We start from the raw sequence: 20,298 nt of genomic DNA on the forward strand, positions 1-20,298 counted from the left end.
ACAATGGAGGCGACAGGCATGCAGAAGACGATACGCGATCCGGCGCTCTGGAACGAATGGCATCCGGTCGCTCTCGCGGAAGAGATCGGGACGGTTCCCAAGGGCGTGTGCGTGCTGGGGGAGAAAATCGTTCTGTACCGAAGCTCCAAAGGGATAACCGCGATGCGCGACCTGTGCATCCATCGCGGGGTGCCGCTCTCGCTCGGCAGGGTGCAGGGCGACCGGATCGTCTGCGCTTATCACGGGTGGGAGTATGACCAGAGCGGAGCTTGCGTCTGCATCCCCGCTCTTCCGAAGCACCAGGCGATTCCGACCAAGGCGAGGACGCCGACGTTCGCCTGCTGCGAGAGCCTTGGCTTCGTGTGGGTATGCCTCGGCGAGCCGAGCCGGCCGACTCCGATCTACGAGGACTTCGTCCCCTCGGAGCTGATTCCGCTCCGGATGGGCCCGTACCCGGTGCAAGCCTCGGGGCCGCGGGTGGTGGAGAACTTCCTGGACGTCTCCCATCTGATGTTCGTCCATGAAGGGCTGCTCGGCGATCGGGAATTCCCCGAGATCGACGACTACACGATGGTCGAGGAGAATGGGGTGTTCCGCTCAACCGAGATCGCCGTGTACCAGCCGGACCCCGACGGACGCGGGCACGGCGTGACGAGCCGCTACACGTACGAGATTTTCAGCCCGCTTGGCGTGCGCCTGACCAAGACGGCGGACGGCAGCGACGAGCTGTTCCATCTGTTCCTCTTCGTGCTGCCGGAATCGGAGACGACCTGCACGGCGTACATGCTGCAACTGCGGAATTACGGGCAGGACATCCCGGACCATGTATTCGTGGACTTCCAGAACACGCTGCTCGCGCAGGACAAGCTGATCGTCGAGAACCAGAAGCCGGAGCTGCTGCCGCTCGACCTGCAAGCCGAGCTGCACCTGAAGTGCGACCGGGTGGCGATTGCGTACCGCCGCAGGCTGAAGGAGCTCGGCGTCACGTTCGGAACGGATTGATGGCAGAGCTCTCTGTTCGGCAGAGGAACGGAGGCCGGCTAAGCTCCGAAGCCGCCCAAACCGATGGCCGCCGGATTTTATGTGAAAAACCGCATTCGCGCAGCCCCGATAACGGGTATGTTGAACGATTTTATGCGAAAAACCACATACATGGCGGCAAACCCGGCTCGAATTGCCGCATGTATGCTAAAAATCGCATAAAACGCGCCGATTCATCCGAATCCGCACCAACTAATGCTAAAAATCACATAAAACGCCTCGATTCCCGCCGCTGTCGCCTTCTACAATAAAAATGTTCCGTGCGTGGCCAGGCCGTCGTGTCCGAGGGAGCCAATCGCATAGCGCAAAAGCCCCGTCAGAGAAGATCTCGATCTTCCTTGACGGGGCTTCTTCATGTTAGCGCAGGTTCGGGATGTCCACGTTCGGGTCCGTGTCCGCTTCGTAATCAATGTCGTCGGTCTCGAAGCCGAACAATTGGAAGAACTCGCGGCGATAGCCGGCGATGTCGGTCAGCTCGTTGATGTTATCCGTCGACAGCTGCTCCCAGATGGCCGCAACTTCCGCTTGGACGTCTTCCTGCATCTCGAGGTCGTCGACGCGGATGCGTCCGCGCGAATCGACCGGGGTGTCGCCTTCTCCGTACAGGCGGGTGGAGAACAGGCGATACATCTGCTCGATGCAGCCCTCGTGGCTGCCCTTCTCCTTCATGACCTTGTACAGCGCGGAGATGTAGAGCGGAACGACCGGAATGGCCGAGCTCGACTGGGTGACAAGCGCCTTGTTGACCGAGACGAAGGCTCGTCCGCCGGTCGCGCCGAGCTGCTCTCTCAGGCGGATTGCGGTCGCTTCCAGATCGTCCTTCGCGCGGCCGATCGTTCCTTCGCGATACACGGCGTGGGTAATCTCAGGTCCTATGTACGAGTAGGCGACGGTTGTTGCTCCTTCGCTCAGGACGCCGGCTTCGCTCAGTGCGTCGATCCACATCTGCCAGTCCTCGCCGCCCATGACGGCGACCGTCTGGCGAACCTCGTCTTCCGTCGCCGGCTCGATTGTCGCGATGGACACTTCCGCCGTATGGAAGTTGACCGTCTTGTTCGAATACGACGGACCGATCGGCTTGATGACGGAGGAGAACGTCTCTCCCGTCACCGGATGAGTGCGGCGGGGCGAAGCGACGCTGTAGACGACGAGGTCGACTTGTCCGAGCTCCGAGCGAATAAGCTCGATCGTCTGCTGCTTGATCGCCTCGGAGAAAGCGTCTCCAACGATCGAGAACGACTTGACGCCGGCGTTCTCGGCCAAGCGCTCGAAGGCTGCCGAGTTGTACCAGCCGGCGCTTGCGGTGCGGGAGCCTTCCGCCGCTTTGTCGAAGTAGACGCCAATCGTGTTCGCGCCGGCGCCGAAGGAGGAGACGATTCTAGATGCAAGGCCGTAGCCGGTCGAGGCACCGACAACGAGCACGTTCTTGGGGCCGGAGATGGAAGGCTGGGATCGCACATAGTCCACTTGACGCTCCACTTGCCGCGCGCAGCCTTCCGGATGCGCCGTCGTGCAGATGAATCCTCTTGTTTTGGGCTGAATGATCATAGTAGACAGTTCCTTTCTCAGACGTTCGGGAATGGAGGCAGCCTGTGGCAACCTTCTTCTATATTACCGAATTTTTGCCCGATTGGGAAACGTCTAATCTCGAAGCCGAGCGCACAAGCGGAGCGCCCGCCCAGACGGGGAAGTCTCGGCGGGCGCTCGGGAAGATGCGGTCGTTATTGGCGTCCGGCGAGCTGCTGCTCCGCCATCTGGACGAGCCGGCGAGTGATCTCGCCGCCGATTCTGCCGGTGTCGCGGGTCAGCATATTGCCGTAATAGCCGTCTTGCGGAATGGCGATGCCGAGCTCCTGCGCGACTTCGAACTTCAGTTGCTCCAGTGCGGCGCGGGCTTGCGGAACCACGAGCTGATTGCGATTGTCTGCCACTTGAATCACCTCCACCTTCTGGCAGTATTATGCGAATCGCCATTCCCTCTTATACATAAAATTACCGGGTCCCGCCGCCGATCGCGAGTGCTACAATAGAGGAATCCCAATCAGGGGGGAGGGCAAGGGACGATGTTTGTCGCGCCGATGAGGACAGGAGGCTTGGAAGCTCCGCTGCAGAACGATAATTACATATTCGAACCCCAATTGGACGGACAGCGCCTTATCCTCTCGATGGAGGTTGGGCACGTCCGTCTTTACTCCGCGCATGGGTTCGATCTGACAAGCTTGTATCCCGAGCTTCACCTGATGCCTGTTGCGGACGGGGAGGACGTTGTGCTGGATGCGGTGCTCGCCGTCGTCGATCCGGCTACGGGCAGGCTGGATCGCGAGCAGCTTGCGCGGCGTTATCGGCTGAAGAAGAGAATGGACATCCGCGAAGCGTCCATTCGTTGTCCGGTGCATTGCTTCGTCTTCGATATTCTGCGCTATAAGGGCGAGGATATACGCGACTGGCCGCTTGAGCGCAGGAAGGCGCTGTTGGATGAGGCGCTGACGGACAATCGCCATTACAGCCGAATGCCTTATCTCGAGGGCGAAGGGGCGGCATTGTTCGAGACGATGGGGCGCAGCGGCCTCCAGGGGCTCGTGGCCAAGGACAAGCGAAGCCCGTACCGGAGCGGCACGAGCGAGGGGTGGCTGACGATTCTTCATTATCGGTACTTGGATGTCAAGATCGCGGGCTATCGGAAAAACCAGTTCGGATGGCTGGTCGAGCATGGAGCGAAGTGGCGGGACGTCGTGTCCGAATCGGTCCCGTTGCCGTACCGCCAGGCGTTCTACGGGGTAGCGAAGCTGATCGTCACCGGCGAGGACAAGGACTTCGTCTACGTCCGCCCGGAGATCGAAGCGCGGCTGCGCTACGTCAAGCAGCTCGCGGACGGATCGCCGGTGCAGCCGGAATTCGTCTCCTTCGTCGTTTAAGCTTCAAGCGGAAGGACGGCCTTCAGGCTCTCCTTCAGCTCCATTCGGCTTGTTCCCTGGAAGACGCCGCCCGGCTCGACTTCAAGCTCCTGGGCTTGCAGATCCCCGAGCAGGAAGCCGGTCGTCTTGAGCACCAGCTTGCCCTTCGCCGAGACGTTGCCCGTCACCTTGCCGGCCAGAATGACGTTGCGGGCGACGATGTCGGAATGGGCGCTCCCTCTCTCGCCGATAATGACGTCTCCCTCGCATTCAATGTCTCCGCGAACCTCTCCTTCGAGCCGGATGCTCGCTTGCGAAGTGATTTTCCCATTAAAGACGGTTCCTTCACCGATCAGCGTATCGGTCTTGCCGGGATCAACCTTGGACTTCCTCCCGATCATGGGGATTCCTCGCTCTCTTCATTGGATTCGGATTCAGAATCGGCCGGCAGATAGGACAGCGGGTTCACCTGGACTCCGTCCTTCACGACTTCATAGTGCAGGTGCGGTCCCGTGCTTCGGCCGGTATTGCCCAGTTCCCCGATAAGCGTTCCCTTCTCCACGCGGTCTCCGACCTGCGCGATCAGCTTGCTCAGATGCATGTAGCGGGTGACGATGCCGTCGCCGTGATCGATCTTGATGTTCTTCCCCTCGGCGGAATCCTTCTGGGACCAGGTGACGACGCCGTCCGCCGCCGCGTAGACGGGATCGCCGACGTTGCCCGAGAAGTCGATTCCCGCATGGAATCGCGCCTTGCGGGTGAAGGGATCGAGCCGGATGCCGTACGGGGACGAGATCGTCCGGCTGACGGTCGGCCAAATATTCGGAGTCGCATCCAGCTTAGACTGGACCTCCGAGACGTCCGCCTTCATGTCCTGCAGCCGCTTCTCGATGCCGCCCAGCGTCGGGACCAAGGCGGACAGTGTCCGGCTGGCCGTGTCCAGATACGCCTGGAATTCCTCGTCCGACGCCGGAATGTCTTCTCCGCCCGCGCCGAACGCCGAAGCGCTGAGCGCGCTCGCCTGGGGCTCGTCCTTCGCTTCGGAAGAGACTCCCATAAGCTCGCGCACCTGGTCTTCGAGCTCGTCCATCTCGTTCAATTGGCTCTGGATCGCGGAAGCCTGCTCGGTCAATTCGACCAGCTTCGTCTGAAGATAGTCGATGCTCGTGTTCTTGTCGGCCAGAATCTCTTCGTATCGAGACGCCGTATCGTTCATCTTCCGTTCCAGATAGACCAACTGATCTGCATTGGTGTCGTAATGGCGATAGAGCACAAGGCACGCCAAGGTGAGGAAAAGAAGCAGAACGGGAACGAGCGCCAGTCCGACCGCGAAGAGGTAGGATGGGACGGTCAGCCGCCGAACCGAACTGCTTGCATCCGGAATGACGACGAACGTTACCTTTTTGCGGCTCATCTCGTGTCGATCCTCCTCCGCCTAAAGTCGCATATTCGCAATTAAGGTTCGACAGAAGAAGATAGAATCCTTTTTCCAAATGATAAAAATATTCCGAAAAGCGCAAATAAATAAGAAAAGCCCGCTTGGCGCAGGCTTTCTCCGCTCGCGAACCGCCGTTCACGGGTTCTTCTTGCTCTTCTGATGCCGGTTCCAGCCGCTGTAGGCGAGGACGGCGCCCGCGACGGTCAGCACGACTCCGACGGTCTTGTTAAGGAAGATGAGGTCGACGATGCCGAAGATCAGGACCATTAGTCCCAGGACGGCAAGCTGCAATGGATTGGATTTCATTTAGGAAGTCACCTCGGCTTTTCTTCCTATTCTACCTTAAGGATGCCTCGGAATGATAGATTATCCTGCGCTAAGAGCGGAGCTTCCGGAATGGGGCACCGCGTGCGGGGCTGCCGCCCTGTTCAAATACTTCCTTCCTCGCCAGCGCCAGAGGGACAGCGCCCCGCGAACGTATTCGTCGGCGATCATGCAGGCATAGATGCCGATGAGCCCCCAGCCGAGCCCGATGCCGAACCCGTAAGAGCAGAGAGTGGCGATGATGCCGAGCGAGCCGATTGAGACGAACATCGTAAACCGGGTATCGCCTACCGCGTTCAACGCGTTCCCCAGCGCCATATTGAGCATTTTGCCCGGTTGCAGGATGAGGTTGAGCCCAAGCAGGGAGACGCCCATCGCCACGATCTCCGGGTCCGACGTGAACAGGCCGAGCATCGGTCTGCCCAGCGCGAAGAGCAGCAGGGCGTTCGCCATGACGAGCAGCAGGCCGAGTCCCATCGCCCGATAGGCGGCCGAGTAGGCCTCCCTCGTTCGGCCTTCCCCGTACAGGTAGGCGATCCGGATCTGCACGGCAAGCGCGAACGCATAGCCGAGCATGAAGCAGAACGACTCGAGCGTGTTCATATAGGTGCGGGCCGCCAGCTCCTTGGAGCCGAGCAGCGCAATGAACGAATAGATCGCGAGCTGCGAGAATACCCAACAGCTCATGTTCACGCCCATCGGCCAGCCGATCCGCAGAATCTCCTTAAACAGCTTGACGTCGAACCGCAGGTAGTCGCGCAAGCGGATCGTTCGCTCGAAGGAATGGCGGAACATGTAGAGCAGAATGACGACGGACAGCAGGCGGCATGAATTATCGGACACGGTGACTCCGAAGAGCCCCCATTCGGGCATGCCCAGCTTCCCGAAGATGAGCCCGTAGTTCAGGAAGATATGAACGACGTTGATGACAATGCCGGTGTACATCGGGCCGCGCGTATTGCCGGTGTTGCGGATCGCGGTGCCGAGCGCCGCTGTCATGGCCGCCAGGAACATTCCGCCTCCGACATAAGAGATGTACGTATCCGCGAGCGGCAAGAGCTCGGCGGACAGCCCCAGCAGCTTGGCGATGGAGCGCGCCTCGGAGAAGAGCAGGAAGCTGATCAGCAGCCCGATCGCCGTGCTGGTCGTGATCGCCATGACCGCGAGGGTGCGCGCGTCTTCCCGCCGCTGCGAGCCGATCCGCTGCGCGATCAGAATTCCGGCCCCGCCGGCTATCGTCATGAAGAGGGTCGTCAGCGCGCCGAACAGTTGACCCGAGAAGCCGACGACGGCGACGGCATCGTCGGAGATGCGGCTGACCATGATGGTGTCGACCGTTCCCAGCATCGTCTGCAGGAGAACCTCGATAAACACCGGCCAAGCGAGTGTCCATAAGGAAAATTTGCGGTCAAGCGATTGCATGATTTAAACCTCCGTACTGTCAGCGCGCTGTGTGATAAAATAAGAGGAATCAATGCGATTATAAATGGAATGGCGAACTCGATGTGTCATTTTTCAAACGGAAAGTTGTAAAATTCAAACCTAAGTGATGGAGGTGCAGCGATGGAGCTTCTGCAATTCACGATACCTCCGTTGCCTCATTATATTGGAAGCGGATACACGGTGGGCGAGATCGGGGACAGGCACGTCAGCCGCAAAAACATCGGGGTGTTCGATCTGCTGTTCGTGACGGAAGGCTGTCTGTTCGTCGGCGAGGAGGAGCGCGAGTACGAGGTGTCGGCCGGTCATGCCCTGATTCTGAGGCCGGACTGCTCCCATTATGGAAGCAAGGGCTGCGAGGTGCGGACGAACTATGTCTGGCTTCACTTCCAGACGACGGGAAGCTGGCGGCCGCTCGATTCGTCCGAATCGCCGGAGAGCGGAGATCCGGCATCGTACTGGGACAACTTCGACGCGTATGAGACGCAGACGTTCCCGCTAGTGCTTCCGCAATTCGCGAAGGTGTCGCACGCAGGCAAGGCGCAGGATGTCATCGATCGGCTGATCGGCCTCGAGCCGCTCGCTCATCGCAGCGCGACCCGCTTCGAGCAGCATGCGGCATTCCAGCAGCTTATCGGGTATCTGGCGGAGTCGGTCGAGCCGCATCGCCCGTCGCAGGGAAGACGATGCGCCGAGCAAGCGGCGGCCTATCTGAGGGAGAATTATCGCCGGGAGATTACGGCCAAGGAGATCGGGGAGAGCCTCAGCTTCCACCCGGTCTATATCGCTCGCTGCATGCAGCAGGAATACAACTGCTCGCCGATGGAATATCTGCTGCGCTATCGGATCGAGCAGAGCAAGCGGCTGCTCCTTCAGACCGACTTGACGGTCTCCCGGATCGCGGAAGAGACGGGCTTCAACCAGGCGGCTTACTTCAGCTCGTGCTTCACCAAGATCGTCGGGATGTCTCCGCGGACGTATCGCAAGCAGTACTTCTAATGGAAGAGGGAAGTAGCGGAATGATTGCAAAGAGGGGCGAATGAGAGAATCCTTGCAACTAAGGAATCCATAGAATAGGAGCATCGATCGATATTTTTGACAAGCTGCAGTTAAGCGGCAGGATCGGCTTGCGCAAGCGTTGGCGACTTTAGTTGAGGGAAGAAATAACGGATTGGACGGTGAGGAAGGAATGTCGGTTACGAATTTGATTCAGAACGGCAGCTTCGAGTCCGGGCTAACGAATTGGACGAGTTCCAATGTGACGGTTAGCGGAAGCTATTGCCATACGGGAGTTTATTCAATTGACATGGGCTCCGGATTGACAAGTTCGTATGTTTATCAAGTGGTTCCGGCGGAAGCGGGACAAGCTTACGAACTCTTCGTGTCCTTGAGCAAGTCGGACATCAACATCGGCCCGGCGTTGCTGCTGACGGTTTACTTCTGCGACGATTCGCTGAATCAATTGGGAATCGGTCTGCAGCAAGGGGTATCGACGCGGATTCCGGTTGTGACGAGCAATTCATGGCTGGAGGTTTACGAGACGACAACCGCCGCTCCGGTAGGCACGACACAGGCCATTGTGCTCATAAGCAAGCTGGCCCTGGCCAATTCGGCGACTCTGTACGTAGACGATGTGGCGCTGCTTGAGATGGTCGGCGCGGACGGCGCTGGACCGACGGGTCCGACGGGTCCGACGGGTCCGACCGGACCCACGGGCGCAGGCGCGACAGGGGCAACGGGCCCGACCGGCCTTGCGGGGGCGGAAGGAGCGACAGGTGCGACTGGGCCTGCGGGGGCTGACGGAGCGACGGGTGCGACTGGGCCAACGGGAGCTGACGGAGCAACGGGAGCGATGGGCCCTGCGGGAGCTGACGGAGCAACGGGTCCGACCGGGCCTGCGGGAGCTGACGGGGCGACGGGAGCGATGGGCCCTGCGGGAGCGGAAGGAGCGACAGGTGCGACTGGGCCTGCGGGGGCGGAAGGAGCGACGGGTGCGACTGGGCCAACGGGAGCTGACGGGGCGACAGGTGCGACCGGGCCTGCGGGGGCTGAAGGAGCGACCGGTGCGACTGGGCTTACGGGGGCTGACGGAGCAACGGGTCCGACCGGACCTACAGGCACGAGTGTGACGTCCTCGTACTTCTATGGACAGAATCCCGATGCTGTCATTGCCGTCGTTCTCGGGGGTACAACTATCCCGTTGAGCGAGAACCAGAATATCGGTTCCGGGTTCACGATTAACGGGGCCGACACCGTAATTACGGTGTCGGAGGCCGGAACCTATTTTATCGCCTATAGCGTCGTCATGACGGCTGCAGTTCTTGTATCTGCTCAAATATTGGTCAACGGTTCCGCTATAGACGAGCTGCAATACACGCCGATTGCGTCGCTGTCCTCGATGAGCGCTCAGGCTATTGTAACATTGGCGGCAGGCGATACGCTTGAGCTTCAGCTCTTCGGTCTGCTTGGTGCGGCAACGTTGAACTCCCCGGGAGCTTATCTGAACATTATCAGGTTGAATTAACGAAAATTAAACGGTCGCGATCGTTTCGGAGATCTATTCCATTTAGCTGAACTCTAGTCAAATTACGCTGACGAGCCTCTCCATCCGTTCCTGTTCGAGCTACAGGAGGAGAGGCTTGCTCAGCTCTTTTTTTCTAACGGAGGTGAATTAAGGTTGACGCTGACGAATAACGTCCTGAATGGCGGGTTTGAGACGGGGGATTTGTCTTCCTGGGTGGCATCCAATGTGACAGTAACCAACGTATACAGCCATTCGGGGATATATTGCGCAGATATGGGGACGGGTCCGACCTCTTATCTCTATCAATGGGTGCCGGCTTCGGCCGGACAATCGTACGAGCTTTTTATATCTGCATCCAAATCAGGGGGGAGCGTTGGGCCATCGTGTGTCGTCTATGTCAATTATTACGACTCGAGCTTTAACCTCCTTGGTCAAGGGCTAACCCTTGGCATATCGACTCGCTTGCCGATTGTCAGCGGGAACGGTTGGCTGGAATTGTATCAATCGGTCGCCGAAGCGCCTCTGTCCACGACCCAAGCTCTGCTCTTTATCCAGAGGCTGGATATTGCAGGTGCAGGGAATCTCTACGTGGACGATATCGCTCTGCTGGCGGCATCGGGCGGTGCGATCGGGCCTACGGGACCGACAGGCCCGGCAGGACCGACCGGGGCTACCGGGGCTACCGGGGCTACCGGGGCGGGCCCGACAGGGGCGACGGGGGCACAAGGAGTGACGGGACCGACTGGAGCGGCCGGTGGGCAAGGAGTCACGGGTCCAACCGGAGCCACGGGAGAGCAGGGAGTCACGGGTTCGACAGGGGCGACGGGTGGCCAAGGTGTGACTGGTCCAACAGGAGCAACAGGAGCAACGGGAGAGCAGGGAGAGACTGGGCCAACCGGGGCGACAGGAGAGCAAGGAGTAACTGGTCCGACCGGAGCAACGGGAGACCAAGGAGAGATCGGCCCAACTGGAGCCACGGGCGACCAAGGAGTCACGGGTCCGACTGGAGTGACAGGCGAGCAGGGATTGACGGGGTCAACTGGAGCCACGGGCGAACAAGGGGTAACCGGTCCGACTGGGGCAACGGGGGAACAGGGAGTCACCGGCCCGACCGGAACAACAGGCGAGCAAGGATTGCCGGGTCCAACTGGAGCGACTGGTGAGCAGGGAGCAATCGGTCCGACTGGAGCAACGGGCGAACAGGGATTGCCGGGTCCGACCGGAGCGACAGGGGAACAGGGATTGACCGGTCCAACCGGAGCAATGGGCGAGCAAGGGGCAACCGGTTCGACGGGTGAGCAGGGACTGACGGGCCCAACTGGAGAGACGGGAGAACAGGGGGTTACCGGTCCAACCGGAGTCACGGGTCCGACAGGGGCAACGGGTGATCAAGGCGTAACAGGCCCAACCGGAGCTGCCGGTGAGCAAGGAGAAACCGGTCCAACTGGAGCGACAGGCGAACAAGGAGAGACCGGTCCAACCGGAGCAACCGGCGAACAAGGAGTCACGGGTCCGACTGGGGCAACAGGAGAGCAAGGAGAAACCGGTCCAACTGGAGCAACAGGCGAGCAAGGAGAGACCGGTCCAACCGGAGCGACAGGCGAGCAAGGCGTGACTGGCCCGACTGGGGCAACAGGCGATCAAGGAGAGACTGGCCCGACCGGAGCGACAGGCGAGCAAGGAGTAACAGGTCCGACTGGAGCGACAGGAGAACAAGGGGTTATCGGTCCAACCGGAGCAACAGGAGAGCAAGGAGTAACAGGTCCGACTGGAGCGACAGGAGAACAAGGGGTTATCGGTCCAACCGGAGCAACAGGAGAGCAAGGAGAAACCGGCCCAACTGGGGCAACAGGCGAACAAGGGGTTACAGGCCCGACTGGGGCAACGGGAGAGCAGGGAGAGACCGGTCCGACTGGGGCAACGGGAGAACAAGGAGTCACGGGTCCGACTGGAGCCACTGGTGTGCAAGGAGAAACGGGTCCGACCGGGGTAACAGGCGAGCAAGGAGAGACCGGTCCAACCGGAGCGACTGGTGAACAAGGGATTACCGGCCCGACCGGAGCGACAGGAGACGAAGGAGAGACAGGTCCAACCGGAGCAGCCGGCGAGCAAGGAGAGACCGGCCCGACTGGAGCTACAGGGGAGCAAGGAGTCACGGGGCCGACCGGGGCCACGGGCGAGCAAGGAGAGACTGGCCCGACCGGAGCAACAGGCGAGCAAGGAGAAACCGGACCAACTGGAGCAACAGGAGAGCAAGGAGTCACGGGTCCGACTGGAGCAACAGGCGAGCAAGGAGAAACCGGACCAACTGGAGCAACAGGAGAGCAAGGAGTCACGGGTCCGACTGGAGCAACAGGCGAGCAAGGGGTCACGGGTCCAACTGGAGCAACGGGCGAGCAAGGAGTCACGGGTCCGACTGGAGCAACAGGCGAGCAAGGCGAAACGGGTCCAACTGGAGCAACAGGTGAGCAAGGGGTCACGGGTCCAACCGGAGCGACAGGCGAGCAAGGAGAAACCGGCCCAACTGGAGTCACGGGAGAGCAAGGAGTCACGGGCCCGACCGGAGCCACGGGAGAGCAAGGAGAGACCGGCCCAACTGGGGCAACAGGCGAACAAGGAGAAACCGGTCCGACTGGAGCGACAGGCGAACAAGGAGAGACCGGCCCAACTGGGGCAACGGGCGAGCAAGGAGAAACCGGCCCGACTGGAACGACAGGCGAACAAGGGGTTACCGGCCCGACCGGAGCCACGGGAGAGCAAGGAGAGACCGGCCCAACTGGGGCAACAGGAGAGCAAGGAGAAACCGGTCCGACTGGAGCGACGGGAGAACAAGGAGAGACCGGTCCAAGAGGAGCAACAGGCGAGCAAGGAGTAACCGGACCAACTGGAGCAACAGGCGAACAAGGAGTCACGGGTCCGACTGGGGCAACCGGCGAGCAAGGAGAAACCGGTCCAACTGGAGCCACGGGAGACCAAGGGGTAACCGGTCCAACCGGAGCTACAGGCGAACAAGGAGAAACCGGTCCAACTGGAGCGACGGGAGAGCAAGGAGAGACCGGCCCGACTGGGGCAACGGGCGAGCAAGGAGAAACCGGTCCGACTGGAGCCACGGGAGAACAAGGAGAGACCGGCCCGACTGGAGCGACAGGCGAACAAGGGGTTACCGGCCCGACTGGAGCAACAGGCGAACAAGGAGTCACGGGTCCGACTGGGGCAACGGGCGAGCAAGGAGAGACCGGCCCGACTGGAGCTACAGGCGAACAAGGGGTAACCGGCCCGACCGGAGCCACGGGCGAGCAAGGAGAGACCGGTCCGACTGGAGCGACGGGAGAACAAGGAGAGACCGGTCCAACCGGAGCAACAGGCGAACAAGGAGAGACCGGTCCAACTGGAGCAACGGGAGAGCAAGGAGAGACTGGTCCAACTGGGGCAACAGGAGAGCAAGGAGTTATCGGCCCAACTGGGGCAACCGGCGAGCAAGGAGTCACAGGCCCGACCGGGGCCACGGGAGAGCAAGGAGAGACCGGCCCGACCGGAGCAACGGGCGAGCAAGGAGAAACGGGCCCGACCGGAGCCACGGGAGAGCAAGGAGAAACCGGCCCAACTGGAGCGACGGGCGAGCAAGGAGAGACCGGTCCAACCGGAGCAACAGGCGAGCAAGGAGTCACGGGTCCGACTGGGGCAACAGGCGAGCAAGGAGAAACCGGCCCAACTGGAGCGACGGGAGAGCAAGGAGAAACCGGTCCGACTGGAGCGACAGGCGACCAGGGGGAGACCGGACCGACTGGGGCAACAGGCGAGCAAGGAGAGACTGGCCCGACCGGAGCAACAGGCGAGCAAGGAGAAACCGGTCCAACTGGAGCGACAGGAGAACAAGGGGTAACCGGTCCAACTGGAGCGACAGGCGAGCAAGGAGAAACCGGCCCAACCGGGGCAACAGGAGACCAAGGAGTCACGGGTCCGACTGGAGCAACGGGAGAACAAGGGGAGACCGGTCCAACCGGGGCAACAGGCGAGCAAGGAGAAACCGGCCCAACTGGAGCAACGGGAGAGCAAGGAGAGACCGGTCCGACTGGAGCCACGGGAGAGCAAGGAGAGACCGGTCCGACTGGAGCGACAGGAGACCAAGGAGAAACCGGCCCGACTGGAGTGACAGGAGACCAAGGGGTAACCGGCCCGACTGGAGCGACAGGCGAGCAAGGAGAAACCGGCCCAACTGGGGCAACAGGCGAGCAAGGAGAAACCGGTCCAACTGGAGCCACGGGAGAGCAAGGAGAAACCGGCTCAACTGGGGCAACAGGAGAACAAGGGGTTACAGGCCCGACCGGAGCGACAGGAGAACAAGGAGAGACCGGTCCGACCGGGGCGACGGGCGAGCAAGGCGTTACCGGTTCAACTGGAGCAACAGGAGAGCAAGGAGAGATCGGTCCAACCGGAGCGACGGGCGAGCAAGGCGTTACCGGTCCGACTGGAGCGACGGGCGAGCAAGGAGAGACCGGTCCAACCGGAGCGACGGGCGAGCAAGGAGAGACCGGTCCAACCGGAGCGACGGGCGAGCAAGGAGAGACCGGTCCAACTGGAGCGACGGGCGAGCAAGGCGTTACAGGTCCAACCGGAGCGACAGGCGAACAAGGGGTTACCGGCCCGACCGGAGCAACAGGCGAACAAGGAGAGACCGGCCCGACTGGAGCGACAGGCGAACAAGGGGTTACCGGCCCGACCGGAGCCACGGGAGAGCAAGGAGAGACCGGTCCGACTGGAGCCACGGGAGAGCAAGGAGAGACCGGTCCAACCGGAGCAACAGGCGAACAAGGAGAGACCGGTCCAACTGGAGCCACGGGAGAGCAAGGAGAGACTGGTCCAACTGGGGCAACAGGAGAGCAAGGAGTTATCGGCCCAACTGGAGCAACAGGCGAGCAAGGAGTCACCGGTCCGACTGGAGCGACAGGCGAGCAAGGAGAGACCGGTCCAACTGGGGCAACAGGAGACCAGGGAGTCACGGGTCCAACTGGAGCGACAGGAGACCAAGGGGTAACCGGCCCGACCGGAGCGACAGGAGACCAAGGGGTAACCGGTCCAACTGGAGCAACGGGAGACCAAGGGGTAACCGGTCCGACTGGAGCCACGGGAGAACAAGGAGAGATCGGCCCAACTGGAGCCACGGGAGACCAAGGAGTCACCGGCCCGACTGGAGCGACGGGAGAGCAAGGAGAGACCGGTCCAACCGGAGCAACCGGCGAGCAAGGGGTAACCGGTCCAACTGGGGCAACAGGAGAGCAAGGAGTTATCGGCCCAACTGGAGCGACAGGCGAGCAAGGAGAGACCGGTCCGACTGGGGCAACAGGCGAACAAGGGGTTACAGGCCCGACCGGAGCCACGGGAGAGCAAGGAGAGACTGGCCCAACTGGGGCAACCGGCGAACAAGGAGTCACGGGTCCAACCGGAGCAACGGGCGAGCAGGGAGAAACCGGCCCGACTGGCGCTACAGGTGAGCAAGGAGCCACAGGTCCAACCGGAGCAACAGGCGAACAGGGGTTGACAGGTCCGACTGGAGCGACAGGAGACCAAGGGGAGACCGGCCCGACTGGGGCAACCGGCGAGCAAGGAGAGACAGGTCCGACTGGAGCAACGGGAGAACAAGGCGTTACAGGTCCAACCGGAGCGACAGGAGACCAAGGAGTCACGGGTCCGACTGGAGCGACGGGAGACCAGGGAGTCACCGGTCCAACTGGAGCGACAGGAGACCAAGGAGTCACGGGTCCGACTGGAGCGACGGGAGACCAAGGAGAAACCGGCCCAACTGGAGCGACGGGAGAGCAAGGAGAGACCGGTCCGACTGGAGCGACAGGAGACCAAGGAGTCACGGGTCCGACTGGAGCAACGGGAGAACAAGGGGAGACCGGTCCAACTGGAGCAACGGGAGAACAAGGGGAGACCGGTCCAACCGGGGCAACCGGAGAGCAAGGAGAAACCGGCCCAACTGGGGCAACCGGCGAGCAAGGAGAAACCGGTCCAACTGGAGCCACGGGAGAGCAAGGAGAGACCGGTCCAACTGGGGCAACCGGCGAACAAGGAGTCACCGGTCCAACTGGAGCGACAGGAGAACAAGGGATTACCGGTCCAACCGGAGCAATCGGCGAGCAAGGAGTCACGGGTCCGACTGGGGCAACCGGAGAGCAAGGGGAGATCGGTCCAACCGGAGCAACCGGCGAACAAGGAGTCACGGGTCCGACTGGAGCCACGGGAGACCAAGGAGAAACCGGTCCAACTGGAGCCACGGGAGAGCAAGGAGAGACCGGTCCAACTGGGGCAACGGGCGAGCAAGGAGTCACGGGTCCGACTGGAGCCACGGGAGACCAAGGAGAAACCGGTCCGACTGGGGCAACCGGAGAGCAAGGAGAAACCGGCCCAACTGGAGCGACGGGAGAACAAGGGGTCACCGGTCCGACTGGAGCAACGGGAGAACAAGGGGAGACCGGACCGACTGGAGCGACGGGCGAGGAAGGAGTCACGGGTCCGACTGGAGCGACAGGAGAACAAGGAGTCACGGGTCCAACCGGGGCAACAGGAGAGCAAGGAGAGACCGGTCCGGCCGGAGCAACAGGCGAGCAAGGAGAGACCGGTCCAACTGGGGCAACAGGAGACCAGGGAGTCACGGGTCCAACTGGAGCGACAGGCGAACAAGGGGTCACCGGTCCGACTGGAGCAACGGGAGAACAAGGAGAGACCGGTCCAACTGGAGCAACGGGAGAACAAGGGGAGACCGGTCCAACCGGGGCAACCGGAGAGCAAGGAGAAACCGGCCCAACTGGAGCGACGGGAGAACAAGGGGTTACCGGCCCGACTGGAGCAACCGGAGAGCAAGGAGAAACCGGAGCAACCGGGGCAACAGGAGACCAAGGAGTCACGGGTCCGACTGGAGCAACGGGAGAACAAGGGGAGACCGGTCCAACTGGGGCAACCGGCGAGCAAGGAGTCACCGGCCCGACTGGAGTGACAGGCGAACAAGGGGTAACCGGCCCGACTGGAGCGACAGGCGAGCAAGGAGAAACCGGTCCGACCGGAGCGACAGGCGAGCAAGGAGTAACCGGCCCGACCGGGGAAACGGGCGAGCAAGGAATAACCGGCCCGACTGGGGCGACAGGTGAGCAAGGGGTCACGGGTCCAACCGGAGCGACAGGCGAGCAAGGAGTAACCGGCCCGACCGGAGCGACGGGCGAGCAAGGAATAACCGGCCCGACTGGGGCGACAGGTGAGCAAGGGGTCACGGGTCCAACCGGAGCGACAGGCGAGCAAGGAGTAACCGGCTCGACCGGAGCGACGGGCGAGCAAGGAGAGACCGGTCCAACCGGAGCGACAGGCGAGCAAGGAGTCACGGGCCCGACTGGAGCGACAGGCGAGCAAGGAGAGACCGGACCAACCGGAGCAACAGGCGAACAGGGGTTGACAGGTCCAACCGGAGCCACGGGTGACCAAGGTGTAACAGGCCCGACCGGAGCAACAGGCGAGCAAGGAGAGACCGGTCCGACCGGAGCCACGGGTTCCACGGGACCGACAGGACCAACAGGACCAACGGGGCCGGCGCAACTGTTGTACAGCGCGGGAACGGCGGGGGCGACAACGCTGTCCTCGGGAACGGCGTCTACGGTAACGAGTGTATCCGGCGTGCCGCTCGTCAGCGGCAACAATGTCAAGATCGACTATTCCATTCAGATCAATCTTACGGTTACGTTATCCGTCGGAGGCAACTTCACGGCTTCCATTGCCCTTCGGCGAGACGGCACCGCCATTCAGACCGTAACCGTCGTTCTCCCTTCTGGATTGCTCGCTCTCGGGGCCGTCGTGAATTTGCCAACCGGGTACACGTACGTCGATGCTATTACGGGAGCCAGCACAAGCACGTATGACGTCCAGGTGACTTACTCGATCTCCGGCGCGACAGTGGCGACGGTGACGGTGAGCAACCGCAATATCAATGTGATCAAGTTCTAAGCGAGGGCTGGGGCGAATGCGGTCGCAACGCGGCGGGAAGCTTCATATGGATAATTATCGATGACAAGCCATCGTTCCAGCCCGCTCTTATCCCTAGCTAGGAGGCCAAAAAATAGTGCTAACCGTCAGCCTGTGCATCATCGTCAAGAACGAAGAAACGACGCTTGGAAGGTGCCTTGAGTCGGTGCGGGATGCTGTCGACGAGATCAATATTGTCGATACCGGCTCCAGCGATCGAACGGTTGAGATTGCAAGCCGCTTCACCGACCGGGTGTTCTATTACGAATGGCCCGACAGCTTCGCCAAGGCGCTTAACAAAGCATTCTCCTATGCCACGATGGACTATATTCTGTATATGGACGCGGATGACGTGATGCTGCCGAAGGATCGGGATGCCTTCCTCGAGCTGAAGCGCACGCTTGATTCGTCCATCGACGTCGTCTCCATGTTCTACGATTACGGAACCGACGAGTACGGCAACGTCAGTCTGCGGTATCGGTACAATCGGCTCGTGAAGCGGTCGAGGAATTTTCAATGGCACGGAGATTGTCACCAGTACCTTGCCGCCTCGGGCAAGACGCTGAATGCGGACATCGCCATCACTCATCGCAGAATTAAGCATGCGACCGGACGAACCTTGAATCTATTCCGCAAAAAGCAGCAAAGAGGAGAAACGTTCGATGCGAGGGACTACTTCTACTATGGCAATGAATTGAGGGAGAACGGCCATCATGCGGAAGCGATCGAGGCCTATAAGACGCATCTGTCCCGCCAAGACGCCTGGGTCGACGACAAAATCTACTCCTGCATCAACAGCGCAGACTGCCATCGTTACTTGAACGATAGGGGCAACGAGCTGACGATGCTGCTGAAGTCGTTCGAGTACGGCGCGCCTCGCGCAGAGGCGGTAAGCCGGATCGGCGACCACTTCAACCACGCGGGTCAATTCAAGACGGCGATCTACTGGTACGAACTGGCGCTTCGCACGAGGCCGGCCCCGGACCAGTGGAGCTTCAGCTACCCGGCCTATTATACGTGGTACCCGCATCTTCAACTGTGCGTCTGCTACTTCAAAGTCGGCGATCTGCGCACCGCTTACGAGCACAATGAAGAAGCGCGCAAGTATCGTCCGGACGACGGCAGCGTGAAGCATAACCGCAAGTGGCTCGGCGAGAGGCTGGGGATCAAGCCGGAATCAGAGCCGGAGTCCGAATCCTGACAAGTTGGCTCGACCTCTTCGCTGGTGTATCATTATACGCAGATGAAGCTACCCCGCCATCATCCCATTTTCCACGGTAAAAGAGGTTGAGATCATGGTCAGATTCGGCGTTATCGGCACCAATTGGATTACAGATGCGTTCCTGCAGGCAGCGAAGCAGGTCGAAGGATTCACGCTGACGGCCGTCTATTCGCGCACGGAAGAGAAGGCGAAGGCGTTCGCGGCGAAGCACGGCGCGGCCCGCGCGTTCACGGATATGGAGGAGATGGCGGCGAGCGGAGAGATCGATGCGGTCTACATCGCCACGCCGAACAGTTATCACGAAGAGCATGCGACGCTGTGCATGAATCGCGGCCTGCACGTTCTGTGCGAGAAGCCGCTGGCCTCGAACGCGGCGGAGGTTCGGCGGATGGCCGAAGCGGCCGACCGGAACGGAGTGCTTCTGATGGAAGCGATGAAGTCCACGCTGCTTCCCAACTTCCGGGCGATCGCGGAGAGCCTGCCGAAGATCGGCAAGGTGAGGCGTTACTTCGCAAGCTATTGTCAATATTCTTCCAGATACGATGCTTATCGCGCGGGGACGGTGCTGAACGCCTTCAATCCGCTCTTCTCGAACGGGGCGCTGATGGATCTCGGGATCTACTGCATCTACCCGGCGATTGTGCTGTTCGGCAAGCCTTCAGAGGTGAAGGCCAGCGGGCTTCTGCTCGGCTCCGGCGTCGACGGGGAAGGGAGCCTGCTCTTGAAGTACGAAGGGATGGAAGCGGTCGTTCAATATTCGAAAATCTCCAATTCGTACGTGCCAAGCGAGATTCAGGGGGAAGAGGGCAGTGTCCTGATCGACAAAATCAGCACGCCCGAGAAGGTGGAAATCCGGTACCGGGACGGCAGGACGGAAGAGGTGACGGTGCCCCAGCATGAGGACAATATGAAGTATGAGCTGGAGGAATTTATTCGGCTCATCGAATCGGGGGAGCGGCAATCGAAGCCGAACTCGCATGAGAATTCGCTGACGGTCATGGAAGTCATGGACGAGGCGAGGCGGCAGATGGGCCTTCGCTACCCCGCCGACATGCCTTCTTAATAGTAGAACGACGACGGCTGTCCTGCTGATGAGGATACGCCGTCGTTCTTCTTATCGCAGCGCGGCCGGCATATTCGCACGGCTTGGCTCATACATTGAGGGATAATCGGACAAGAACATTGTCGCACATCGCCTCAATTCCGCATTAGATACCAAGGTGCGATTCAAATCGGGAGCGAGAGGGTAATTAAGACGGAGGTCTGTTGTCCGAACACAATCCATCGGCCACTCTAAAGAGTAAATAAAATCGTTGCCGAGGGATAAGTTTCTTTTTGACAAATGATTTTAACAGTAGCATAATGGTGTCTATCAAATGTTCGCCTACGAATTTCAACTTAGAAA

Annotated in this window: 13 protein-coding genes; 7 read left to right on the plus strand and 6 right to left on the minus strand. The window is 60.7% G+C overall.

Annotated elements, in window-relative coordinates:
- Window positions 1-18: 18 nt before the first annotated feature.
- Complete coding sequence (locus tag E6C55_RS11040; RefSeq protein WP_211093559.1) at window positions 19-1,002, plus strand: aromatic ring-hydroxylating dioxygenase subunit alpha; 984 nt, start codon at window positions 19-21, stop codon at window positions 1,000-1,002.
- Window positions 1,003-1,398: 396 nt separating this feature from the next.
- On the opposite strand, the gene fabV is transcribed toward E6C55_RS11040, so the two are convergent.
- Entirely contained in the window at window positions 1,399-2,589 is a 1,191-nt protein-coding gene (gene fabV / locus E6C55_RS11045) for an enoyl-ACP reductase FabV (RefSeq protein WP_136369853.1), read from the minus strand.
- Between the two features lie 173 nt (window positions 2,590-2,762).
- The gene (locus E6C55_RS11050) at window positions 2,763-2,972 is read right to left on the minus strand and encodes an alpha/beta-type small acid-soluble spore protein (protein ID WP_136369854.1); all 210 of its coding nucleotides are present in this window, start codon (window positions 2,970-2,972) and stop codon (window positions 2,763-2,765) included.
- A 132-nt stretch (window positions 2,973-3,104) separates the two neighbouring features.
- On the opposite strand from E6C55_RS11050, the gene E6C55_RS11055 reads away from it, so the two are divergent.
- A complete protein-coding gene (locus E6C55_RS11055; RefSeq protein ID WP_136369855.1) occupies window positions 3,105-3,956 on the plus strand; it encodes an ATP-dependent DNA ligase in 852 nt (283 codons plus the stop codon).
- Here the strand turns inward: E6C55_RS11055 and E6C55_RS11060 are convergent.
- The 4 genes from E6C55_RS11060 to E6C55_RS11075 all read right to left on the minus strand — a co-directional run bounded on the left by E6C55_RS11060 (window position 3,953) and on the right by E6C55_RS11075 (window position 7,119).
- The gene (locus E6C55_RS11060) at window positions 3,953-4,336 is read right to left on the minus strand and encodes a bactofilin family protein (protein WP_136369856.1); all 384 of its coding nucleotides are present in this window, start codon (window positions 4,334-4,336) and stop codon (window positions 3,953-3,955) included. The two genes, E6C55_RS11055 and E6C55_RS11060, sit on opposite strands and share 4 nt — an antisense overlap.
- Window positions 4,333-5,349, minus strand: coding sequence for a M23 family metallopeptidase (locus E6C55_RS11065; RefSeq protein WP_136369857.1), 1,017 nt, complete (start codon window positions 5,347-5,349; stop codon window positions 4,333-4,335). Before E6C55_RS11065 ends, E6C55_RS11060 begins: the two co-directional genes overlap by 4 nt.
- 159 nt (window positions 5,350-5,508) lie before the next feature.
- Complete coding sequence (locus E6C55_RS11070; RefSeq protein WP_136369858.1) at window positions 5,509-5,679, minus strand: DUF3185 family protein; 171 nt, start codon at window positions 5,677-5,679, stop codon at window positions 5,509-5,511.
- A gap of 60 nt (window positions 5,680-5,739) precedes the next feature.
- Entirely contained in the window at window positions 5,740-7,119 is a 1,380-nt protein-coding gene (locus E6C55_RS11075; protein ID WP_136369859.1) for an MATE family efflux transporter, read from the minus strand.
- A 141-nt stretch (window positions 7,120-7,260) separates the two neighbouring features.
- Between E6C55_RS11075 and E6C55_RS11080 the strand changes: the two genes are divergently transcribed.
- The 5 genes from E6C55_RS11080 to E6C55_RS11100 all read left to right on the plus strand — a co-directional run bounded on the left by E6C55_RS11080 (window position 7,261) and on the right by E6C55_RS11100 (window position 19,956).
- The gene (locus tag E6C55_RS11080; protein ID WP_136369860.1) at window positions 7,261-8,136 is read left to right on the plus strand and encodes a helix-turn-helix transcriptional regulator; all 876 of its coding nucleotides are present in this window, start codon (window positions 7,261-7,263) and stop codon (window positions 8,134-8,136) included.
- Window positions 8,137-8,326: 190 nt separating this feature from the next.
- A complete protein-coding gene (locus E6C55_RS11085; RefSeq protein WP_136369861.1) occupies window positions 8,327-9,661 on the plus strand; it encodes an NTTRR-F1 domain in 1,335 nt (444 codons plus the stop codon).
- Window positions 9,662-9,814: 153 nt separating this feature from the next.
- Entirely contained in the window at window positions 9,815-17,653 is a 7,839-nt protein-coding gene (locus E6C55_RS11090; RefSeq protein WP_407923714.1) for an NTTRR-F1 domain, read from the plus strand.
- Between the two features lie 115 nt (window positions 17,654-17,768).
- The gene (locus E6C55_RS11095) at window positions 17,769-18,872 is read left to right on the plus strand and encodes a glycosyltransferase family 2 protein (RefSeq protein WP_136369862.1); all 1,104 of its coding nucleotides are present in this window, start codon (window positions 17,769-17,771) and stop codon (window positions 18,870-18,872) included.
- 94 nt (window positions 18,873-18,966) lie between these two features.
- Window positions 18,967-19,956 (plus strand): Gfo/Idh/MocA family protein, encoded by a 990-nt coding sequence (locus tag E6C55_RS11100; protein WP_136369863.1) that lies wholly within the window; start codon window positions 18,967-18,969, stop codon window positions 19,954-19,956.
- The last annotated feature ends 342 nt before the right edge of the window (window positions 19,957-20,298 follow it).

Origin of the sequence: Cohnella fermenti (assembly GCF_004801405.1) — a bacterium.
Lineage (GTDB): Bacteria > Bacillota > Bacilli > Paenibacillales > Paenibacillaceae > Cohnella > Cohnella fermenti.

Coding starts and splice junctions, on each gene's coding strand:
- E6C55_RS11040 (WP_211093559.1), top strand. CDS start 19: ATGCAGAAGACGATACGCGATCCGGCGCTCTGGAACGAATGGCATCCG.
- fabV (WP_136369853.1), bottom strand. CDS start 2,589: ATGATCATTCAGCCCAAAACAAGAGGATTCATCTGCACGACGGCGCAT.
- E6C55_RS11055 (WP_136369855.1), top strand. CDS start 3,105: ATGTTTGTCGCGCCGATGAGGACAGGAGGCTTGGAAGCTCCGCTGCAG.
- E6C55_RS11060 (WP_136369856.1), bottom strand. CDS start 4,336: ATGATCGGGAGGAAGTCCAAGGTTGATCCCGGCAAGACCGATACGCTG.
- E6C55_RS11065 (WP_136369857.1), bottom strand. CDS start 5,349: ATGAGCCGCAAAAAGGTAACGTTCGTCGTCATTCCGGATGCAAGCAGT.
- E6C55_RS11070 (WP_136369858.1), bottom strand. CDS start 5,679: ATGAAATCCAATCCATTGCAGCTTGCCGTCCTGGGACTAATGGTCCTG.
- E6C55_RS11075 (WP_136369859.1), bottom strand. CDS start 7,119: ATGCAATCGCTTGACCGCAAATTTTCCTTATGGACACTCGCTTGGCCG.
- E6C55_RS11080 (WP_136369860.1), top strand. CDS start 7,261: ATGGAGCTTCTGCAATTCACGATACCTCCGTTGCCTCATTATATTGGA.
- E6C55_RS11085 (WP_136369861.1), top strand. CDS start 8,327: ATGTCGGTTACGAATTTGATTCAGAACGGCAGCTTCGAGTCCGGGCTA.
- E6C55_RS11100 (WP_136369863.1), top strand. CDS start 18,967: ATGGTCAGATTCGGCGTTATCGGCACCAATTGGATTACAGATGCGTTC.